Annotated in this window: 14 protein-coding genes and 3 pseudogenes; 10 read left to right on the top strand and 7 right to left on the bottom strand. The window is 68.2% G+C overall.

Annotation, left to right across the window (positions count from 1 at the left end):
- Positions 1-30: 30 nt before the first annotated feature.
- Complete coding sequence (locus BMG07_RS25450) at positions 31-651, top strand: pyridoxamine 5'-phosphate oxidase family protein (protein ID WP_198086869.1); 621 nt, start codon at positions 31-33, stop codon at positions 649-651.
- A 21-nt stretch (positions 652-672) separates the two neighbouring features.
- On the opposite strand, the pseudogene BMG07_RS25455 reads toward BMG07_RS25450, so the two are convergent.
- From BMG07_RS25455 to cyoA, 5 genes and pseudogenes are all read right to left on the bottom strand, one after another.
- Positions 673-1,265: pseudogene (locus BMG07_RS25455) on the bottom strand (amino acid synthesis family protein).
- Positions 1,266-1,270: 5 nt separating this feature from the next.
- Positions 1,271-1,630, bottom strand: a complete 360-nt coding sequence (gene cyoD, locus BMG07_RS25460; protein ID WP_198086870.1) for a cytochrome o ubiquinol oxidase subunit IV — start codon at positions 1,628-1,630, stop codon at positions 1,271-1,273.
- Positions 1,630-2,241: a cytochrome o ubiquinol oxidase subunit III gene (gene cyoC / locus BMG07_RS25465; RefSeq protein WP_198086871.1), complete on the bottom strand. Its 612-nt coding sequence runs from the start codon at positions 2,239-2,241 to the stop codon at positions 1,630-1,632. Before cyoC ends, cyoD begins: the two co-directional genes overlap by 1 nt.
- Positions 2,238-4,216, bottom strand: a pseudogene (gene cyoB / locus BMG07_RS25470) (cytochrome o ubiquinol oxidase subunit I). Before cyoB ends, cyoC begins: the two are co-directional and overlap by 4 nt.
- Positions 4,217-4,227: 11 nt before the next feature.
- A complete protein-coding gene (cyoA, locus tag BMG07_RS25475; RefSeq protein ID WP_198086872.1) occupies positions 4,228-5,187 on the bottom strand; it encodes a ubiquinol oxidase subunit II in 960 nt (319 codons plus the stop codon).
- A 106-nt stretch (positions 5,188-5,293) separates the two neighbouring features.
- Here cyoA and BMG07_RS25480 point away from each other — a divergent pair, with 106 nt between their 5' ends.
- Positions 5,294-6,685, top strand: a complete 1,392-nt coding sequence (locus BMG07_RS25480) for a PLP-dependent aminotransferase family protein (protein WP_198086873.1) — start codon at positions 5,294-5,296, stop codon at positions 6,683-6,685.
- A 24-nt stretch (positions 6,686-6,709) separates the two neighbouring features.
- On the opposite strand, the gene BMG07_RS25485 is transcribed toward BMG07_RS25480, so the two are convergent.
- Both BMG07_RS25485 and BMG07_RS25490 read right to left on the bottom strand, forming a co-directional pair.
- A complete protein-coding gene (locus BMG07_RS25485; RefSeq protein ID WP_198086874.1) occupies positions 6,710-7,087 on the bottom strand; it encodes a VOC family protein in 378 nt (125 codons plus the stop codon).
- Between the two features lie 21 nt (positions 7,088-7,108).
- Positions 7,109-8,407 (bottom strand): MFS transporter, encoded by a 1,299-nt coding sequence (locus BMG07_RS25490; RefSeq protein WP_198086875.1) that lies wholly within the window; start codon positions 8,405-8,407, stop codon positions 7,109-7,111.
- Between the two features lie 203 nt (positions 8,408-8,610).
- Here BMG07_RS25490 and BMG07_RS25495 point away from each other — a divergent pair, with 203 nt between their 5' ends.
- The 8 genes and pseudogenes from BMG07_RS25495 to BMG07_RS25530 form a co-directional block, all read left to right on the top strand.
- Positions 8,611-9,381 (top strand): SDR family NAD(P)-dependent oxidoreductase, encoded by a 771-nt coding sequence (locus BMG07_RS25495; protein ID WP_198086876.1) that lies wholly within the window; start codon positions 8,611-8,613, stop codon positions 9,379-9,381.
- Entirely contained in the window at positions 9,381-10,241 is an 861-nt protein-coding gene (locus tag BMG07_RS25500) for a CmcJ/NvfI family oxidoreductase (protein WP_198086877.1), read from the top strand. Before BMG07_RS25495 ends, BMG07_RS25500 begins: the two co-directional genes overlap by 1 nt.
- Before the next feature lie 155 nt (positions 10,242-10,396).
- Positions 10,397-11,610 (top strand): annotated as a pseudogene (locus tag BMG07_RS25505) (multidrug effflux MFS transporter).
- On the top strand, positions 11,610-13,067 hold the full coding sequence (locus tag BMG07_RS25510; RefSeq protein ID WP_198086878.1) for an MFS transporter: 1,458 nt from the start codon (positions 11,610-11,612) through the stop codon (positions 13,065-13,067). The pseudogene BMG07_RS25505 and the gene BMG07_RS25510 overlap by 1 nt, the downstream one beginning before the upstream one ends.
- A 20-nt stretch (positions 13,068-13,087) precedes the next feature.
- On the top strand, positions 13,088-13,723 hold the full coding sequence (locus tag BMG07_RS25515; protein WP_198086879.1) for a paraquat-inducible protein A: 636 nt from the start codon (positions 13,088-13,090) through the stop codon (positions 13,721-13,723).
- Positions 13,720-14,484: a paraquat-inducible protein A gene (locus BMG07_RS25520; protein WP_269759375.1), complete on the top strand. Its 765-nt coding sequence runs from the start codon at positions 13,720-13,722 to the stop codon at positions 14,482-14,484. Before BMG07_RS25515 ends, BMG07_RS25520 begins: the two co-directional genes overlap by 4 nt.
- Positions 14,481-16,145: an intermembrane transport protein PqiB gene (locus BMG07_RS25525; RefSeq protein WP_198086880.1), complete on the top strand. Its 1,665-nt coding sequence runs from the start codon at positions 14,481-14,483 to the stop codon at positions 16,143-16,145. Before BMG07_RS25520 ends, BMG07_RS25525 begins: the two co-directional genes overlap by 4 nt.
- On the top strand, positions 16,142-16,697 hold a 556-nt coding region (locus tag BMG07_RS25530; protein WP_198086881.1), incomplete at its 3' end, for a membrane integrity-associated transporter subunit PqiC. The genes BMG07_RS25525 and BMG07_RS25530, both read left to right, overlap by 4 nt.

Raw genomic sequence — 16,697 nt, forward strand, 5'->3', positions numbered from 1 at the left:
TTTTTGATCTGCCCCAAGGAACCCATCGCCATGACCACGCCGCACGCCATTGAAACCGTGGCGCAACTCGAAGCCCTGTTCGGCCAGCCCGGTGAAGCCTCGCTGAAGAAAGAGGTGCCGTACCTGCACCCGAGCTACCAGGCGCTGATTGCGGCATCGCCCTTTGCGTCGCTCGCCACCATCGGCCCCGGCGGCCTGGACGTGTCGCCGCGCGGCGACCCGCCGGGCTTTGTCGTGGTGCAGGACGAGAAGACGCTGCTCATGCCCGAGCGGCGCGGCAACAACCGCATTGACAGCCTGCGCAACATCGTGGCCGACCCGCGCGTGGCGCTGCTGTTTCTGATTCCCGGCGTGGGCGAGACGCTGCGCGTGAACGGCATGGCGCGCATCACCGTGGAGCCGTCGCTGCTGGCGCGCCTTGCCATGGACGGCAAGCAGCCCCAGTGCGTGATCGAGATCCGCGTGGACACCGTGTTCTTCCAGTGCGCCCGCGCGATCCAGCGCTCGAAGCTGTGGCAGCCCGTGCCGGCGGATGCGAAGCGCACGGTGCCGACGCCGGGAGCGATTCTCTCGGCGCTGACCGAGGCGGCGTTCGATGGGGAGACCTACGACAAGGAGTTGCCGGCGCGGCAGCGGGCGACGTTGTACTGAAGTCGCCGAGCCGGCGGGCGCCTACCGCTGGCCGTCCCCCACCACGATCTGCTCGGCCGCAAGGCCACCCACGCGCGGGTGAATGCGCCCACCGTTCGACATCACCAGCGCGAACAGGATCTCGTCGGGGCGTGGCGCGTCCTGGATGCCGATCTCGACCGACGAGAAATGGCTGCGCACATAGGACGCGTGCACATGGTGCAGCGGCACCATCAGCCGGTACCCCGCGCCGGCCACGGCCTTGACCGAGGGCACGATGGCCTTCGGTTCGCCGAGCGCCTCGCGCATGGCCCAGCCGCCGGCTTCGTGCCACACCGCGCCGTGCTCCATCTCGCCGTTCACGCCGACGATCGCGGCCTTGCCGTAGGCTCGACCTGGTCCTTGCCCAGCGAGCGCACCAGCTCTTCGGCCAGGCTCGCGCCGATGGGCTTCACGGCCTCCATGAACGGGAGCAGGTCGGGTTCGTAGCGGCCCGCATACGGGTTGCGGATCACGGCGCAGGCCGAGGCCACGAGGATGGGGCGGCTCACGCGCGGCCCGCCCTCGTGGAAGATCATCTCGATGTTCAGGCTGCGCTTGCGGACGTCGATGAGGGGCGTGGCTGCTGCTTGCATCGCGCTCACTCCTTGGCGCGCGCTTCGGCGGGCGAGAACTGCATCGGCATCATGTTGGCGTTGGCGTTGTGCATCACCCAGAGCGAGCCCGCCACCACGATGGCGATGAGCAGCGCCGTGCAGATGAAGATGCCGGTGTTGGAGCGCGGGTCTCTCGACGTGCCCATGTGCAGGAAGTACACGAGCTGCACCACCAGTTGCGCCACGCACAGCAGCACGATGGCGGGCAGGCGCATCGGGCGCGGCAGCACGTCGAGCATGACCGCGCCGAACGAGGCCAGGGTGAGCACCAGCGACAGCACCAGGCCGACCGAATAGCTCTTGAGGGAACCGTGAGAAGCCACGGCGTGGGAGGCGGTCGTCATCAGGTGAACTCTCGCAAATAGATGAAGGTGAAGACGCAGATCCAGACCAGGTCCAGGAAGTGCCAGAACAGGCTCAGGCAGGCCATGCGGCGGCGCGTGACCGGTGTCAGGCCGAAGTGGTGGATCTGGTGCAGCATCACGGCCAGCCACAGCAGGCCGAAGCTCACGTGCAGGCCGTGCGTGCCCACCAGCGTGAAGTAGGCCGACAGGTAAGCGCTGGCCTGCGGCACGGCGCCGCGGTGCATCAGCTCCGCGAACTCGTGGATCTCCATGCCCACGAAGGCCGCGCCGAGCACGAAGGTGGCAACGAGCCAGCCGGTGCCGCGGCGCACGTTGTTGGCTTGCAGCGCGAGCATGGCCAGGCCGAAGGTGAAGCTGCTGGCCAGCAGCAGCATGGTTTCGCCGAGCACGAAATTCAGCTCGAACAGGCCGCGCCCCGTGGGGCCGTTGGCCGTGGCCCCCGCGAGCACGCCGAAGGTGGCGAACAGCACCGCGAAGATCAGGCAGTCACTCATGAGGTAGATCCAGAACCCCATGGTGGTCTGGGTCTCGTCGCCGTGGCCATGGCCGTGGTGCGTGCCGTGGCCGCTTGTCATCTGCAGCGCGCTCATGCGGTTGCTCCCTTCAGTTGTTCGAAGCGTGCGCGCTCGATGCGCTCGACTTCCGAGGCGGGCACGAAGTAGTCGACGTCGCGGTCGTACGAGCGGAACACGAAGGCCGCGATGGCACCGGCCAGCGCCGCCGCCGCCACGGCCCACATGTGCCACACCAGCGCAAAGCACAGCAGCAGCGCGAACACCGACACGATGCGCCCGCGCCGGTGTTGCGCGGCATGTGGATGTCTTCGTACTTCGCGGGCTGCGCGTAGGCGGTGCCGGCTTCCTTGGCGTCCCAGTGCGGCTCGAGCGAGTCGATGCGCGGCACCAGCGCGAAGTTGTAGAAGGGCGCGGGCGAGGCCGTGGCCCACTCGAGGCTGCGCCCGTCCCACGGGTCGCCCGTGAGGTCGCGGTGCTGCTTGCGGTCGCGGATGCTCACGTAGAACTGCACGCCGATCGCCAGGATGCCCATGCCGATCACCACCGCGCCGCACAGCGCCACGATGAGCCACGGCTGCCAGCCCTCGACCACGTAGCTGTTCATGCGCCGCGTCATGCCCATGAAGCCGAGCACGTACAGCGGCATGAACGCCAGGTAGAAGCCCACCAGCCAGAGCCAGAACGCCACCTTGCCCCAGTACTCGTTCAGCGTGAAGCCGAATACCTTGGGGAACCAGAAGCTGATGCCCGCGAGGCAGCCGAACAGCACGCCGCCGATGATCACGTTGTGGAAGTGCGCCACCAGGAACAGGCTGTTGTGCAGCACGAAGTCGGCGCCCGGAATGGCCAGCAGCACGCCGGTCATGCCGCCGATGGCGAAGGTCACCATGAAGCCGATGGTCCACATGGTGGCCGAGTGGAAGCGGATGCGCCCCCGGTACATGGTGAACAGCCAGTTGAAAAGCTTCACCCCGGTGGGAATGGAAATGATCGACGTCATGATCCCGAAGAACGCATTGACGTTGGCGCCCGAGCCCATCGTGAAGAAGTGGTGCAGCCACACGAAGAACGACAGCACGCCGATGGACGAGGTGGCGTACACCATCGAGGTGTAGCCGAACAGCGGCTTGCGCGAGAAGGTGGCGATGATCTCGGAGAACGCGCCGAAGCACGGCAGGATCAGCACGTACACCTCCGGATGCCCCCAGACCCAGATCAGGTTGATGTACATCATGGCGTTGCCGCCCAGGTCGTTGGTGAAGAAGTGCATGCCCAGGTAGCGGTCCATGGTCAGCAGCGCCAGCGTGGCGGTGAGCACGGGGAAGATCGCCACGATCAGGATGTTGGTGATGAGCGCGGTCCACGTGAACACCGGCATCTTCATGAGCGTCATGCCCGGCGCGCGCATGCGCAGGATGGTCACGATGAAGTTGATGCCGGTCAGCGTGGTGCCCAGGCCCGACACCTGCAGCGACCAGATGTAGTAGTCCACCCCCACGGTCGGGCTGTAGCCCAGTTCGGAAAGCGGCGGGTAGGCGACCCAGCCGGTGGCGGCGAAGTCGCCGACGAACATCGACATCATCACCAGCACCGCGCCGGCCACGCCCAGCCACAGGCTCAGCGAGTTGACGAAGGGGTAGGCCACGTCGCGCGCGCCGATCTGCAGCGGCACGATGACGTTCATGAGGCCCACGATGAGCGGCGTGGCCACGAAGAAGATCATGATCACGCCGTGCGCCGTGAAGATCTGGTCGTAGTGGTGCGGGGGCAGGTAGCCCTCGGAGCCGCCGCTGGCCACGGCCTGCTGCACGCGCATCATGAGCGCGTCGGCAAAGCCGCGCAGCAGCATCACCAGCGCCAGCAGGATGTACATCACGCCGATGCGCTTGTGGTCCACCGAGGTGAACCACTCTTCCCAGAGGTAGCGCCACTTGCCGTAGTAGGTGATGGCGCCCAGCAGCGCCGCGCCGAGCAGTACCACCACCGCCAGCGTGCCCATGATGATGGGCTCGTGCGTGGGAACGGCCGAGAGGTCGAGTTTTCCGAGCAGGGACATGGGCTTTACTCTCCGCCCTGCACGGTCATGGGCCGCGCGGCCTGCAGGCGCAGCGGGAACTCGGGCGTCTCGGGGCCGCAGATGTCGTTGGCGGCCATGTCTTCCACGCTCATGCCCATGTACTGGTTGGCGATGGCGTTGAACAGGCCGTTCTCCACCTTCGCGTAAATGGCGGGCGTGTTCTTGGTGCTGGGCATTTCGAGCTGGCGGTAGGCGTCGAGCGAGAGGGTCTTGCTCGACGCGCGGGCCTGCGCGACCCAGCCGTCGAAGTCGGCGCGCGTGAGCGCGGCGGTCTTGAAGTTCATGCCCGAAAAGCCGTGCCCGCTGTACGCGGCGGACATGCCGTCATAGGCGCCCGTGTGGTTGGCGATCAGGTGCAACTGGGTCTGCATGCCGGGCATGGCGTAGACCTGGCTCCCCAGCTGGGGAATGAAGAAGGAATTCATCAGCGAATGCGCGGTGAGTTTGAAAGCGATGGGCGTGTCGACGGGAACAGCCAGCTGGTTGACACTGGCGACGCCGTAGTCCGGATAGATGAAAAGCCACTTCCAGTTCAGCGCCACCACCTCCACGCGCAGCGGGGGCACCTCGGACACCAGCGGTTTGTAGGGGTCGAGCGAGTGGGTGGTGCGCCAGATGAGCACCGCGAGAAACGCGACGATCACGCACGGAATGCCCCACACCACGACTTCGATGCGCGTGGAGTGCGCCCACTTGGGCGCGTAGGTGGCCTCCTTGTTGGTCTCGCGGTAGCGCCACGCGAACCAGAGCGTGAGCACGATGACCGGAATGACCACGGCCAGCATGATCCCGAGCGCCACGACGATCAGCGTTTTCTCCTGCGCGCCGATGTCGCCCTTGGGGTCGAACAGCGTCATGCCGCAGCCGGAAAGCAGGGCGAGCAGGCCGAGGCTGCCCCAGCGGGCGGCATGGCCGATCAGTTTGTGTTTATTATTTGGAGGCATACAAGGCGGCCATATGTATGGATTTATCAGGTCTTTTTGTATGCTAATTGCCTGATGAATCCATTCAAATTAGGCAAAATGACTCATACATGACCCATACATAAAGATGTCAATCGAGCGTTCGTGGTTGGAGGTTTTCAATGCCGGCAAGGGCTCGCGCTACCTGCGCATCCTTTCGCTGGTCGAGCGGTCCGTGGCCGACGGACAACTGCAGCCGGGCGAGCGCTTGCCGCCGCAGCGGCGGCTGGCGGAACTGCTGGGCGTCGACCTCACGACGGTGACGCGCGCCTATGCCGAAGCCAAGGAGCGCGGGCTCGTCGAATCGCGCGGGCCGAGCGGCACCTTCGTGTCGGCGCCCGTGGTGGACTTCGCGCCGCGCATCGACCTGAGCATGAACATGCCGCCGTCGCCCGAAGGCCCGGGGCTGTTTCCGCTGCTGCAGAAAGGGCTCGCCGAGGTGCTGGCGCGCAGCAACCCCGACCTGCTCATGACCTACCACCCGGGCGGAGGCAGCCGCGCCGATCGCATGGCGGGCAGCCGGTGGCTCGCGCCGATGTTCGGGCCGCTCGATGTGTCGCGCATCGCGGTGTGTCCGGGCGCCCAGTCGGCGCTCGCGGCGCTGGTGCTGTCGCTCACGCGGCCGGGCGAGGCCATCCTTGCCGAGCCGGTGGTGTATCCGGGTCTGATCTCGGTGGCCGAGCGGCTGAGCCGCCGCGTGGCGGCGGTGCCGGCCGACGAGCACGGCATGCGGCCGGACGCGCTGGAGCAGGCGTGCGACGCGCAAGACGCGCAATCGGCCACCGTGCTCTACCTGAACCCGACCATCCAGAACCCCGTGGCCCGGACCATGCCGGCCACGCGCCGGCGCCAGCTCGCGAAGGTCGCGCAGCGCAAGGGCCTGCGGATCATCGAGGACGATCCCTACTGGCTCTTCGAAGCCGAAGCGCAGGCCCCGGAACCGCTGGCCTGCCTGGCGCCCGCGTCGACCTACTACCTGTCGACGCTGTCCAAGTGCCTGACGCCGGGGCTGCGCACCGCCTATGTGCTGCTGCCGAGCGCACACGACGAGGCGAACTTCCTGGACGCCTTGCGCTCCTTCGCGCTCATGGCCTCACCGCTGCCCACCGCGCTGGCGACCCAGTGGGTGCACGACGGCTCGGCCAGGCACCTGCTCGAGCAGGTGCGCGCGGAGGCCTGGGCGCGTCACGACATGGCGAGCGCAATCCTGGGTGTGCCCGTGCGTGAATCGGGCCGGGGCATCCACATCTGGCATGCGCTGCCCGCGCGCTGGACCGCGCCCGAACTGGCGCGCGCCGCGCTGGCCGAAGGGCTGTCGGTCACGCCTTCGGCGGCCTTTGCCATCGGGGGCGAGCCGCCGAACGCGGTGCGGCTGTCGCTGGGCGCCGTGCGGGGGCGCGCCCAGCTGGCCGATGCGCTGAGCCGGTTGAAGCTGCTGCTGGAACGCGAGCCGGTGGTCGAGCGCCGGCTGGTGATCTGAACTGAACGGAGCTGAGCGCGGCGCTCAGCCCGCCGTGCGAAAGGCCCGGCTCGAAATGGCGACCGAATTGCCGTCCGGGTCCTTCGCATTGGCGAACGAATAGCCGTTGGCCGCATGCGTGGCGCCGAACTTCAGGCCGCGCGTCGCGCTCTTTTCCTTGAAGCCTTCGATGTCCTGGACATCGAACATCAGCTTCACGCCGACCTGCCCGAGCTTCACGCTCTTGGCCGCCTGGTGAATCAGCAGGTGCGCGCCGCCGCTCGCGGACCGCAGTTCGATCAGGCCTTCCACCACCTCCTGCGTCGACACGAACCCGAAGTGCGTGCAGTAGAACGCGGCGCTCGCCTTCATGTCGCGCGCATAGAGGATGAGGGTGTGCAGCGGTGGTGGCGTGGAAGGCATGGGCGCGATTCTGCCTGCGCGTCAGGCGCGGCCCGGCGCTGCGGCCTGCTCGGCGCGCGCGTCGTGGCCGATGATCAGCACCAGCAGGCAGGCCACCGCCGACAGCAGCGCCAAGAAGATCACCGCGTAGATGTCGTTGCCCATGCGGTCCTTGAGCGCGCCGAAGATCGTCGGGCCGATGTAGCCGCCGAGGTTGCCGATGGAGTTGATCCACGCAATGCCGGCCGCGGCCGCGGTGCCGCTGAGCAGCGCGGTCGGCAGCGTCCAGAAGGTGGGCAGGGCGCTGAAGATGCCGAAGGCCGCCAGCGTGACCGCGGCCATCTTGGGAATCGGCGCGCTGATCTGCGCGGCCAGCACCAGGCCCACGAAGATGCAGGCCAGCGGAATCAGCAGGAACCACTTGCGCTCCTTGCGCGCGTCGGAAGCGCGCGTCCAGAACAGCATCGCAATGGCGCCGACCAGGTACGGGAACGCGTTGATGAAACCGATCTGCACATTGCTCAGGCCACCGAAGCCCTTGATGATCTGCGGCAGGAAAAAGCTCAGGCCGTACAGCGGCACCGTGATGCCCATGTAGACGAAGCCCAGCCCGATCACGCGCGGGTTCAGCAGCGACTGCTTCCACGAGATCTTGTGGATCGACTCGCGGTTGACGCGCTCGGCGTCCAGCGTGCGCTGCAGCCAGGTGCACTCTTCGTCGGTCAGCCACTTGGCGTCCTTCGGGCCGTCGGGCAGGTACATCAGGATGACGAAGGTCAGGATCAGCGAGGGAATCGCCTCGAGGATGAACAGCCACTGCCAGCCGTGCATGCCGCCCACGCCGTCCATGTTGAGGATGTAGCCCGAGATGGGCGAGCCGATCACGGTCGAGATCGGGATCGCGAACATGAACCAGCCCACGATGCGCGCGCGGTACGCCGCCGGGAACCACAGCGTGATGTAGAAGATCACGCCCGGAAAGAACCCGGCCTCGGCAATGCCGAGCAGGAAGCGCACGACGTTGAAGCTGGTCGAGCCGCCCACCCACGCCTGCGCGGCAGAGAGAATGCCCCAGCTGAACATGATGCGGGCGATCCAGCGGCGCGCGCCGAAGCGCTCCAGCGCCAGGTTGCTCGGCACTTCGAACAGGAAGTACGCAAGAAAGAAGATGCCGGCCGCGCTGCCGAACACGGCCGCGGTAAAGCCCAGGTCCTTCGACATCGCGGCGCCGGCAAAGCCGAGGTTCACGCGGTCGAGGTAGGCGATGAAATAGCTGATCATGAGCAGCGGCAGCAGTCGCCAACTGATCTTCGAGATGGTTCTTTGTTCGACGGGGTTCATGGCGTCTCCGGTGTTGGATGGTTTTGTGGAGCTTGCGGGGCGTGCAGTGAAGCTGCGGTCTGCGTCAAGCGGGTCCGTTCACCGACCTGCCGCTGAATAAGGTTATCGCTTTTGCATCGTTCCGCGTGCCGGGGCGCAGGTATAGCCTTCGCGTTCGCTCCAGGGCTGTCGCCCTGGTCACCGCGCATCACTTTTCTCTGTTCATGACTTCGTCTGTTTCCACACCATCGCCCGTGGCATGGATCGCCGGTGTCGGTGCCAGCGCCGGGTTGGGCGCCGCATTGGCGCGGCGCTTCGCGGCCGAGGGTTTCATCGTGGCGCTGACCGGGCGCACGCAAGTTCAGCTCGACGCGGTCGCGGCGGAAATCGCGGCGGCCGGCGGCCGCGCGCACGCCTTCGCGGGCGACGTGGCGAGCGAGGCCGAGATCCACGGCATCGCGCAGAAGGTGAGGGCGCTGGGCCCGCTCCACGTCGCCATCTTCAACGCCGCGAGCGCGGTGCGCGCGCCCACGCTGGAGCTGTCGGTCGAGCAGTTCACGCAGGCCTGGCGCACCAGCGCGCTGGGCGGCTTCATCTTCGGGCACGAGGCATTGCAGGGCCTGCTGGCCAACAGCTTCGAGGCCGCCGGCGCCAAAGGGCGCGGCACGCTGCTCTTCACAGGCGCCACCGCCGCATTGCGCGGCAAGCCGCCGTTCGCGGCCTTCGCGGCGGCCAAGGCCGCGCTGCGCTCGCTGAGCCAGAGCCTGGCGCGCGAGTTCGGACCGCAGGGCGTGCACGTGGCGCATGTGGTGATCGACGGCGGCATCGACGGCGAACGCCTGCGCACTGGCGCCCCGCAACGCGTGGCGCAGGCCGGCGACGACGGCCTGCTGCAGCTCGAGGCCATCGCCGAAAGCTACTGGCAGCTGCATGTGCAGCACCGCAGCGCCTGGACGCAGGAACTCGACCTGCGCCCGTTCAAGGAGCCGTTCTGATGAGCACCGGATCGAACAGCCAACTGCTCGCGGCCACGCTGCCGTCGGTGGAGGCGCAGGTCAATTACCTGAAGGCGGGCGAGCCGCGTCCCGTGAGCTACACCTTCGAGCCGCCGCCCGGCACGCCGTGGGTCACGGGCGCGCTCGAGCCGCGCCGCGTGAGCATTCGCGACGGCCGGCCGCTGGTGGCACTGAACGAGCTGTCGCTCGATCGCAGCGGCTTCACGCAGATCTCGCACCGCAGCGTGGTGGCCGACTTTTCGCACGACGCGACCATCCGCGACATCTACTACCGCGAGTCCGAGGCGCTGCTGCGCGACCTCACGGGCGCCGAGAAAATCGTGGTGTTCGACCACACGCTGCGCGACAGCGCGCAAGGCTCGCGGCGCACGGCCGATTTGCGCGAGCCGGTGCGCCGCGTGCACAACGACCAGACTTTCGTTTCGGCGCCGCGCCGCGTGCGCGACCACCTGCCGCCCGAAGAAGCCGAAGCGCGCCTGAAGCACCGCTTCGCGATCGTCAACCTGTGGCGCCCGCTGGCCACGGTCGAGCGCTTGCCGCTCGCGCTGTGCGACGCACGCTCCATCGCGTTCGAGGACATGGTGCCCAGCGACCTGGTCTACCCCGACAGGGTCGGCGAGACCTACTCGTTCACCTGGAATCCGAACCACCGCTGGTACTGGTTCCCGCGCCTGCGGCCCGACGAAGCGTTGCTGCTGAAGATCTACGACTCGCGCGAAGACGGCACCGCGCGCTTCACCGCGCACACTGCCTTCGAAGACCCGACCGGCGCACCCGAGGCGCCGCCGCGCCGCAGCATCGAGCTGCGCGCGCTGGTGTTCTGGCCGGCCGGCCAATGAGCGCGGCGCCTTCCGGCGTGAGTACGAAGGTCGTACCCTGCGCGAGAACCTAGGATTGCCGCGTCCGGCCAACCGATTCTTTTCCCAGAATTAGCGCCGGCGGGCCGCAGACCCCACGCCTGCAGCGGCAGCCGCCCTTGGCGACAATCGGGTCAATGCGTTCTTCTCCTTTCTTCAAGATGGCCCTGTTGCTGGGCCTGCTCTCGGCCATCGGGCCTTTCGCCATCGACATGTACCTGCCGGCGCTGCCGGCCATCGGGCAGAGCCTGCACGCCGACATCGGCGCGGTGCAGATGAGCCTCACGGCGTTCTTCCTCTCGCTGGGCGCGGGGCAACTGCTCTACGGGCCGATCTCCGACATGGTCGGGCGCAAGCCGCCGCTGTATGCCGGGCTGGTGCTGTTCGCGCTCGCGAGCGTGGGCTGCGCGATGGCCACCGACATCCAGACGCTGATCGTGCTGCGCTTCGTGCAGGGCCTTGGCGCCGCCGCCGGCATGGCGATTCCGCGCGCGTGGTGCGCGACCTGCACACCGGCACCGACGCCGCGCGGCTGATGTCGCTGCTGATGCTGGTGTTCAGTGTGTCGCCGATCCTTGCGCCGCTGGCGGGCAGCGCGGTCATTGCGTTCGCCGGCTGGCGCGGCGTGTTCTGGGCCGTGACCCTCGCGGCCGTGGCGGGCCTGGCCATGATGGTCAAGCTGCTCGACGAAACGCGCCCGGCCTCCGAGCGCGTCGAAAGCAGCCTGGGCAGCGCGCTCTCGGCCTACTGGCTGCTGCTGCGCGACTCGCACTACCTCGGGCTGGTGTTCATCGGCAGCTTCGCGATGGCGGGCTTCTTCACCTACCTGGCCAACTCGTCGTTCGTGATGATCGACCACTACGGCCTGTCGCCCGCGATGTACAGCGTGGCCTTCGGCGTGAACGCGGCCGCCTTCATCGCGGCCTCGCAGTTCACGGGCTCGCTGGGCGAGCGCTACGGGCTGGTCAACCTCGTTAAGTTCGGCGTGGTGTGCTGCGGCGTGGCCATGGTCGCGATGTTCGTGTATTTCGCGACCGGCGGCGACAACATCTGGGTGCTCATCGTGCTGTACTTCATCGCCTCGGGCTTCATGGGCCTGGTGATTCCGACCACCGGCGTGCTGGCACTCGAAATGCACGGCGCCATCGCGGGCACGGCCTCGGCGCTGCTGGGCACGCTGCAGATGCTCACGGGCGCGCTGGCCATGGCGGTGGTGGGCCTGTTCACCGACGGCCGTCCGCTGCCGATGGTGGCGGGCATGGCCGCCGGCGCGCTCATTGCGCTGGTGCTGACCTGGCTCACGCTGGGCGGCGCGCGCTCCGAACCGACTGGAAGGGCGCAGCAAGCCTGATGAATACCGTTCGCGCAGGCGCCGCGCTTCCGGCCGCCGAAGACAACACGGGCCCGGTGCCCATCGACGGCCTGGCGCCCACGGAGCGCCGCTGGGCCATGCTGGTCATCGTGCTCGGGCTGATCGTGGCGGTGCTCGACGGCACCATCGTCAACCTGGCGCTGCCGGGCATCGCGCGCGAGCTGCAGGCCAGCCCGTCGCAGGCGATCTGGGTGGTCAATGCGTACCAGATCGCCACGCTGGTCATGCTGCTGCCGCTGGCATCGCTGGGCGACCTGGTGGGCTACCGGCGCGTGTACCTCGTGGGCATGGCGGTGTTCACGCTGTCGTCGCTGGCCGCCACCTTTGCCGATTCGCTGGCCACGCTGACGGCGGCGCGTGCCTTCCAAGGGCTGGGCGCGGCCGGCATCATGAGCGTGAACGCGGCGCTGGTGCGGCTGACGTACCCGTCGTCGCAGCTGGGCAAGGGCATGGCGCTGAATTCGCTGGTGGTGGCCACGTCGTCGGTGGCGGGGCCCTCGGTGGCGGCCGCCATCCTGTCGGTGGCCTCGTGGCCGTGGCTCTTCGCCATCAACGTGCCGCTGGGCATCATCACCTTCGCGCTGGGCATGAAGGCGCTGCCGTTCAACCGCGTGGCGCCGGCGGCCGGGCTGCGGTTTTCGCCGGTCGACGTGGCGCTCAACGTGCTGATGTTCTCGCTGGTGTTCCTGGGGGTGGACCGCCTCGGCGTGCGCGAAGGCCCGGTGCAGGGCACGAGCGGCTCGCAGGCTTCGGCCTGGGGCATCCTGGTGGCCGGGCTGGTGGTGGGCTTCATCTACCTGCAGCGCCAGCGCAAGCAGGCGGTGCCGCTGTTCCCGATCGACCTGTTGCGCATTCCGGTGTTCGCGCTGTCGATGGGCACGTCGGTGGCGGCGTTCTGCGCGCAGATGCTGGCCTACATCGCGCTGCCGTTCCTGCTGCTCGACGTGTACGGGCGCAGCCACATCGAGGCCGGGCTGCTCATCACGGCATGGCCGCTGGCCATCGTGGTGATGGCGCCCATTGCCGGGCGGCTGATCGGCCGCTACCCCGACGGGCTGCTCGGCGGCATCGGGCTGGGCCTGCTGGCCGCCGGGCTGGCGCTGCTGGCGGCGCTGCCGGCGCATCCGGGCAACGCCGACATCGCCTGGCGCATGGCGCTGTGCGGGCTGGGCTTCGGCCTGTTCCAGTCGCCCAACAACCACACCATCGTGACTTCGCCGCCAGCGCACCGCAGCGGTGCGGCCAGCGGCATGCTGGGCACGGCCCGGCTGACGGGGCAGACGCTGGGCGCCGTGGTGCTGGCGGCGGTGTTCAGCCTCTGGAGTCCGCACGGGGGCCACGGCCCGGTGGTGGCGCTGGTATTGGCCGCCTGTTGCGCGGCAGTGGCGGCCGTCTTCAGCAGCTTGCGTCTCAAGACGACAAAACCCGGCGCCTGAATGAGTTAGGGTGCTGACCTATGAAGGAAGTACCTGACACGGTGGTCTGCCCCGGCTGCGACGCGGTCTACAGCCGTGCGCCGCTGCATCCGCGCGACGTGGCCCATTGCCCGCGCTGCGGCACCGAGCTGGGCCGGCACCCCGGCCAGCAGCAGCGCCGCATCCTTCCGCTGACGGTGGCCTGCCTGATCATGTTCGCCATCGCCAACCTGTTTCCCATCGTCGAGATCGAGTTGCAGGGCCTGCGCAGCCAGACCACGCTGGCCGGCGCGGTGGTGGCGCTGAGCGCCGAGGGCATGTCGGTGGTGGCGCTGCTGGTGCTGGCCACGACCATTCTTTTTCCTTTTTTGCAGCTGTGCATCCTGGCGTACCTGCTGGTGCCGCTGAGCCGCGAGCGCCGGCCCGTGGGCTTCGCGCTGCTGGTGCGGGCCATGCAGTCGCTGCGGCCCTGGGGAATGATCGAGGTGTTCCTGCTGGGCGTGCTGGTGGCCATCGTCAAGCTCTCGAGCATGGCGACGGTGGTGCCGGGGCCGGCGCTGTGGGCCTTCGTGGCGCTCACGGTCATGCTGACGGCGGTGCTGTCGTTCAACCCCGGGGCGTTCTGGGAAATGACCTTCCGCCCGAAGGACGAAGACGAAAGCGGGGCCTCGGCATGAGGTTTGCGTTTCGCGGCTTTCGCGCGCCCCGCGCCTCGCACGATGCCGACGCCGAAGACGATGCGGCCGATGGCATCGACAGCGACGCGCCCGTTGCCACCGCCGCGTCGCTCGGCCTGCTGTCCTGTCCGCATTGCGCCGCCGTCTGGAAAGACGCGCAAGAGGGCAACGCCTGCGGGCGCTGCGGCACCCGCCTGCACACGCGCAAGCCGCAGAGCCTGACGCGCACCTGGGCCTTCCTGATCGCGGCCTGCATGATGTACATCCCGGCCAACCTGCTGCCGGTGATGATCACGCGCACGCTGTTCGGCGCGCAGTACGACACCATCCTGAGCGGGGTGATCTATTTCTGGGTGTCGGGCGCCTACGGGCTCGCGGCCATCGTCTTCATCGCCAGCTTCCTGGTGCCGCTGTTCAAGCTCGCGGTGCTCTTCTTGCTTGTGGTGCTGGCGCAGCGCGGCAGCACGTGGCGCCAGCGCGAACGGGCCAGGCTGTATCACATCATCGAGATCATCGGCCGCTGGTCGATGCTCGACGTGTTCGTGGTGTCGCTGCTGACCGGGCTGGTGCAGATACAAGGCTTTGCGGTCATTACCGCGGGCGTGGGCATCGCGGCCTTCGGGTCGGTGGTGGTGCTCACGATGCTGGCCTCGCTGAGCTTCGATCCGAGGCTCACGTGGGACAGCAAGGAAGCGCAGGCCCTCACGGAAGGCCGCGACGTTCTGCAGGGACATGAAAACAGGGACGAGAAACCAGCATGAGTGAACCAGAGCAACCGCAAGACGACGACAAACCGGCGCCCCCCGCGCCATCGGCGCTGCCCCGGCCGCGCGTGGTGCGGCGGCGCGAATGGCTGCCCTCGCTGATCTGGCTGATTCCCATCGTGGCGGCGCTGGTCGGCATCACGCTGGTGGCGCGCATCCTGATGGAGCGCGGGCCCGAGGTGGTGCTGACCTTCAAGACCGCCGAAGGCCTGGAGGCCGGCAAGACCGCCGTCAAGTACAAGGACGTGCAGATCGGCCTCGTCACGCACCTGCGGCTGGCGCGCGACCGCTCGCACGTGCGCGTGCTGGTGCAGCTCAACAAGGACGCCGAGAGCTTCACCGCCGAAGACTCGCGCTTCTGGGTGGTGCGGCCGCGGCTGGACACCTCGGGCATCTCGGGGCTGGGCACCTTGCTGTCGGGCGCCTACATCGGCGCCGACGCGGGCGTGGCGAAGGAAACCGCGGGCGAGTTCACCGGGCTCGAAACGCCGCCCATCGTCACGCGCGACGACTCGGGCCAGCAGTTCCTGCTGCGCGCCAACGACGTGGGTTCGCTCGACGTGGGCTCGCCCGTGTACTTCCGCCGCATCAAGGTCGGCCAGGTGGCGGCCTACGAGCTCGACGGCGACGGCCGGGGCGTGACCATCCGCGTGTTCATCAATTCGCCCTACGACAAGTTCGTGGGCATGAACACGCGCTTCTGGCAGGCCAGCGGCATCGACGCGCAACTGAGCGCCAGCGGCTTCACGCTGCGCACGCAGTCGCTGGCCACCATCCTGCTGGGCGGCATCGCGTTCCAGGCGCCCGACGACGCCATGGGCCCGCTGGCCAAGGCCAACGCCGCCTTCACGCTGGCGCAGGACGAGGCCACGGCCATGAAGGAGCCCGACGGCCCCTCGCAGACGCTGCTGATGTATTTCAACCAGTCGCTGCGCGGCCTGACGCCGGGCGCGCCGGTCGACTTCCGGGGCGTGGTGATCGGCGAGGTCAAATCGATCGGCGTCGAGTTCGACCGCGCCGAGCGCGAGTTCCGCATGCCGGTGCTGGTGCAGGTCTACCCCGACCGGCTGCGCCGCAAGGAGGGCAACGGCAACACCGAGGCGACCGAGTCGCGCTCCACCCAGCAGGAGCGCCTGCGCTTCCTGGCGGAGAAGGGGCTGCGCGCGCAACTGCGCAACGGCAACCTGCTGACCGGGCAGGTGTACGTGGCGCTCGACTTCTTCCCGAAGGCGCCCTCGGCCAAGATCGACGTGACGAAGAACCCCATCGAGCTGCCCACGGTGCCCAACAGCCTCGACGAGATCCAGTCGCAGGTGCAGGAAATCGCGACCAAGCTCAACAAGGTGCCCTACGAGCAGATCGCGGGCGACCTGCGCACCACGCTGGCCACGCTCAACAAGACGCTGACCGCCACCGAGCAGACCGTGAACCGCATCAACAGCGACGTCACGCCCGAACTGGCCGCGGCCATGAAGGACGTGCGCAAGACCGTCAACACGGCAGAGCGCACCTTGGCCGACGACTCGCCGCTGCAACAGGACATGCGCCAGACCCTGCGCGAACTGACGCGCGCCGCCGGCTCGGTGCGCGTGCTGACCGACTACCTGGAGCGCCACCCCGACTCGCTGCTGCGCGGCAAACCGGACGACAAGAAATGAAGAAACACCTTGCATTCCTCGCGCTGGCGGCCGTGCTCGCGGGCTGCGCCAGCAAGCCCGACAACTACTACACGCTCGCCAGCCCGGTGGCCGCCGACGACGCGGCGCCGTCGACGCTGGGCGGCGCCGCGCCGCTGTACATCGAGCTGGCGCCGGTGGCCGTGCCCGAGCGTTTCGCGCGCCCGCAGATGGTGGTGCGCGAGCCCAACGGCAGCGTGCAGGTCGCGGTACTGGAGCAGCACCGCTGGGCTTCGTCGTTCGAGAACGAGCTGCGCGATGCGCTGGCCAGCGGCATCGCGGGGCGGCTCGGCGCGCTCGACGTGACCAAGGGCGGGCGGCAGAGCTCGCAGCCGGTGTGGCGCATCGCGGTGCAATTGCAGCAGTTCGATGCCGTCGATGGCGGGCGTGTCGATGCGGGCTTCAGCTGGACCCTGCGGCGCTCCGACGAGGCGCGCACGCTGGTGTGCCAGCTGAACCTCGGCGAGCCCGTGGGCAGCGGCATGGACGCGGTGGCGCGCGGGGCGCAGCGCGTCACGGCGGCGGCGGCAGCGG

The sequence above is a fragment of the Variovorax sp. E3 genome (genome assembly GCF_016082275.1).
In the GTDB taxonomy this organism is placed as follows: Bacteria; Pseudomonadota; Gammaproteobacteria; order Burkholderiales; family Burkholderiaceae_C; genus Variovorax.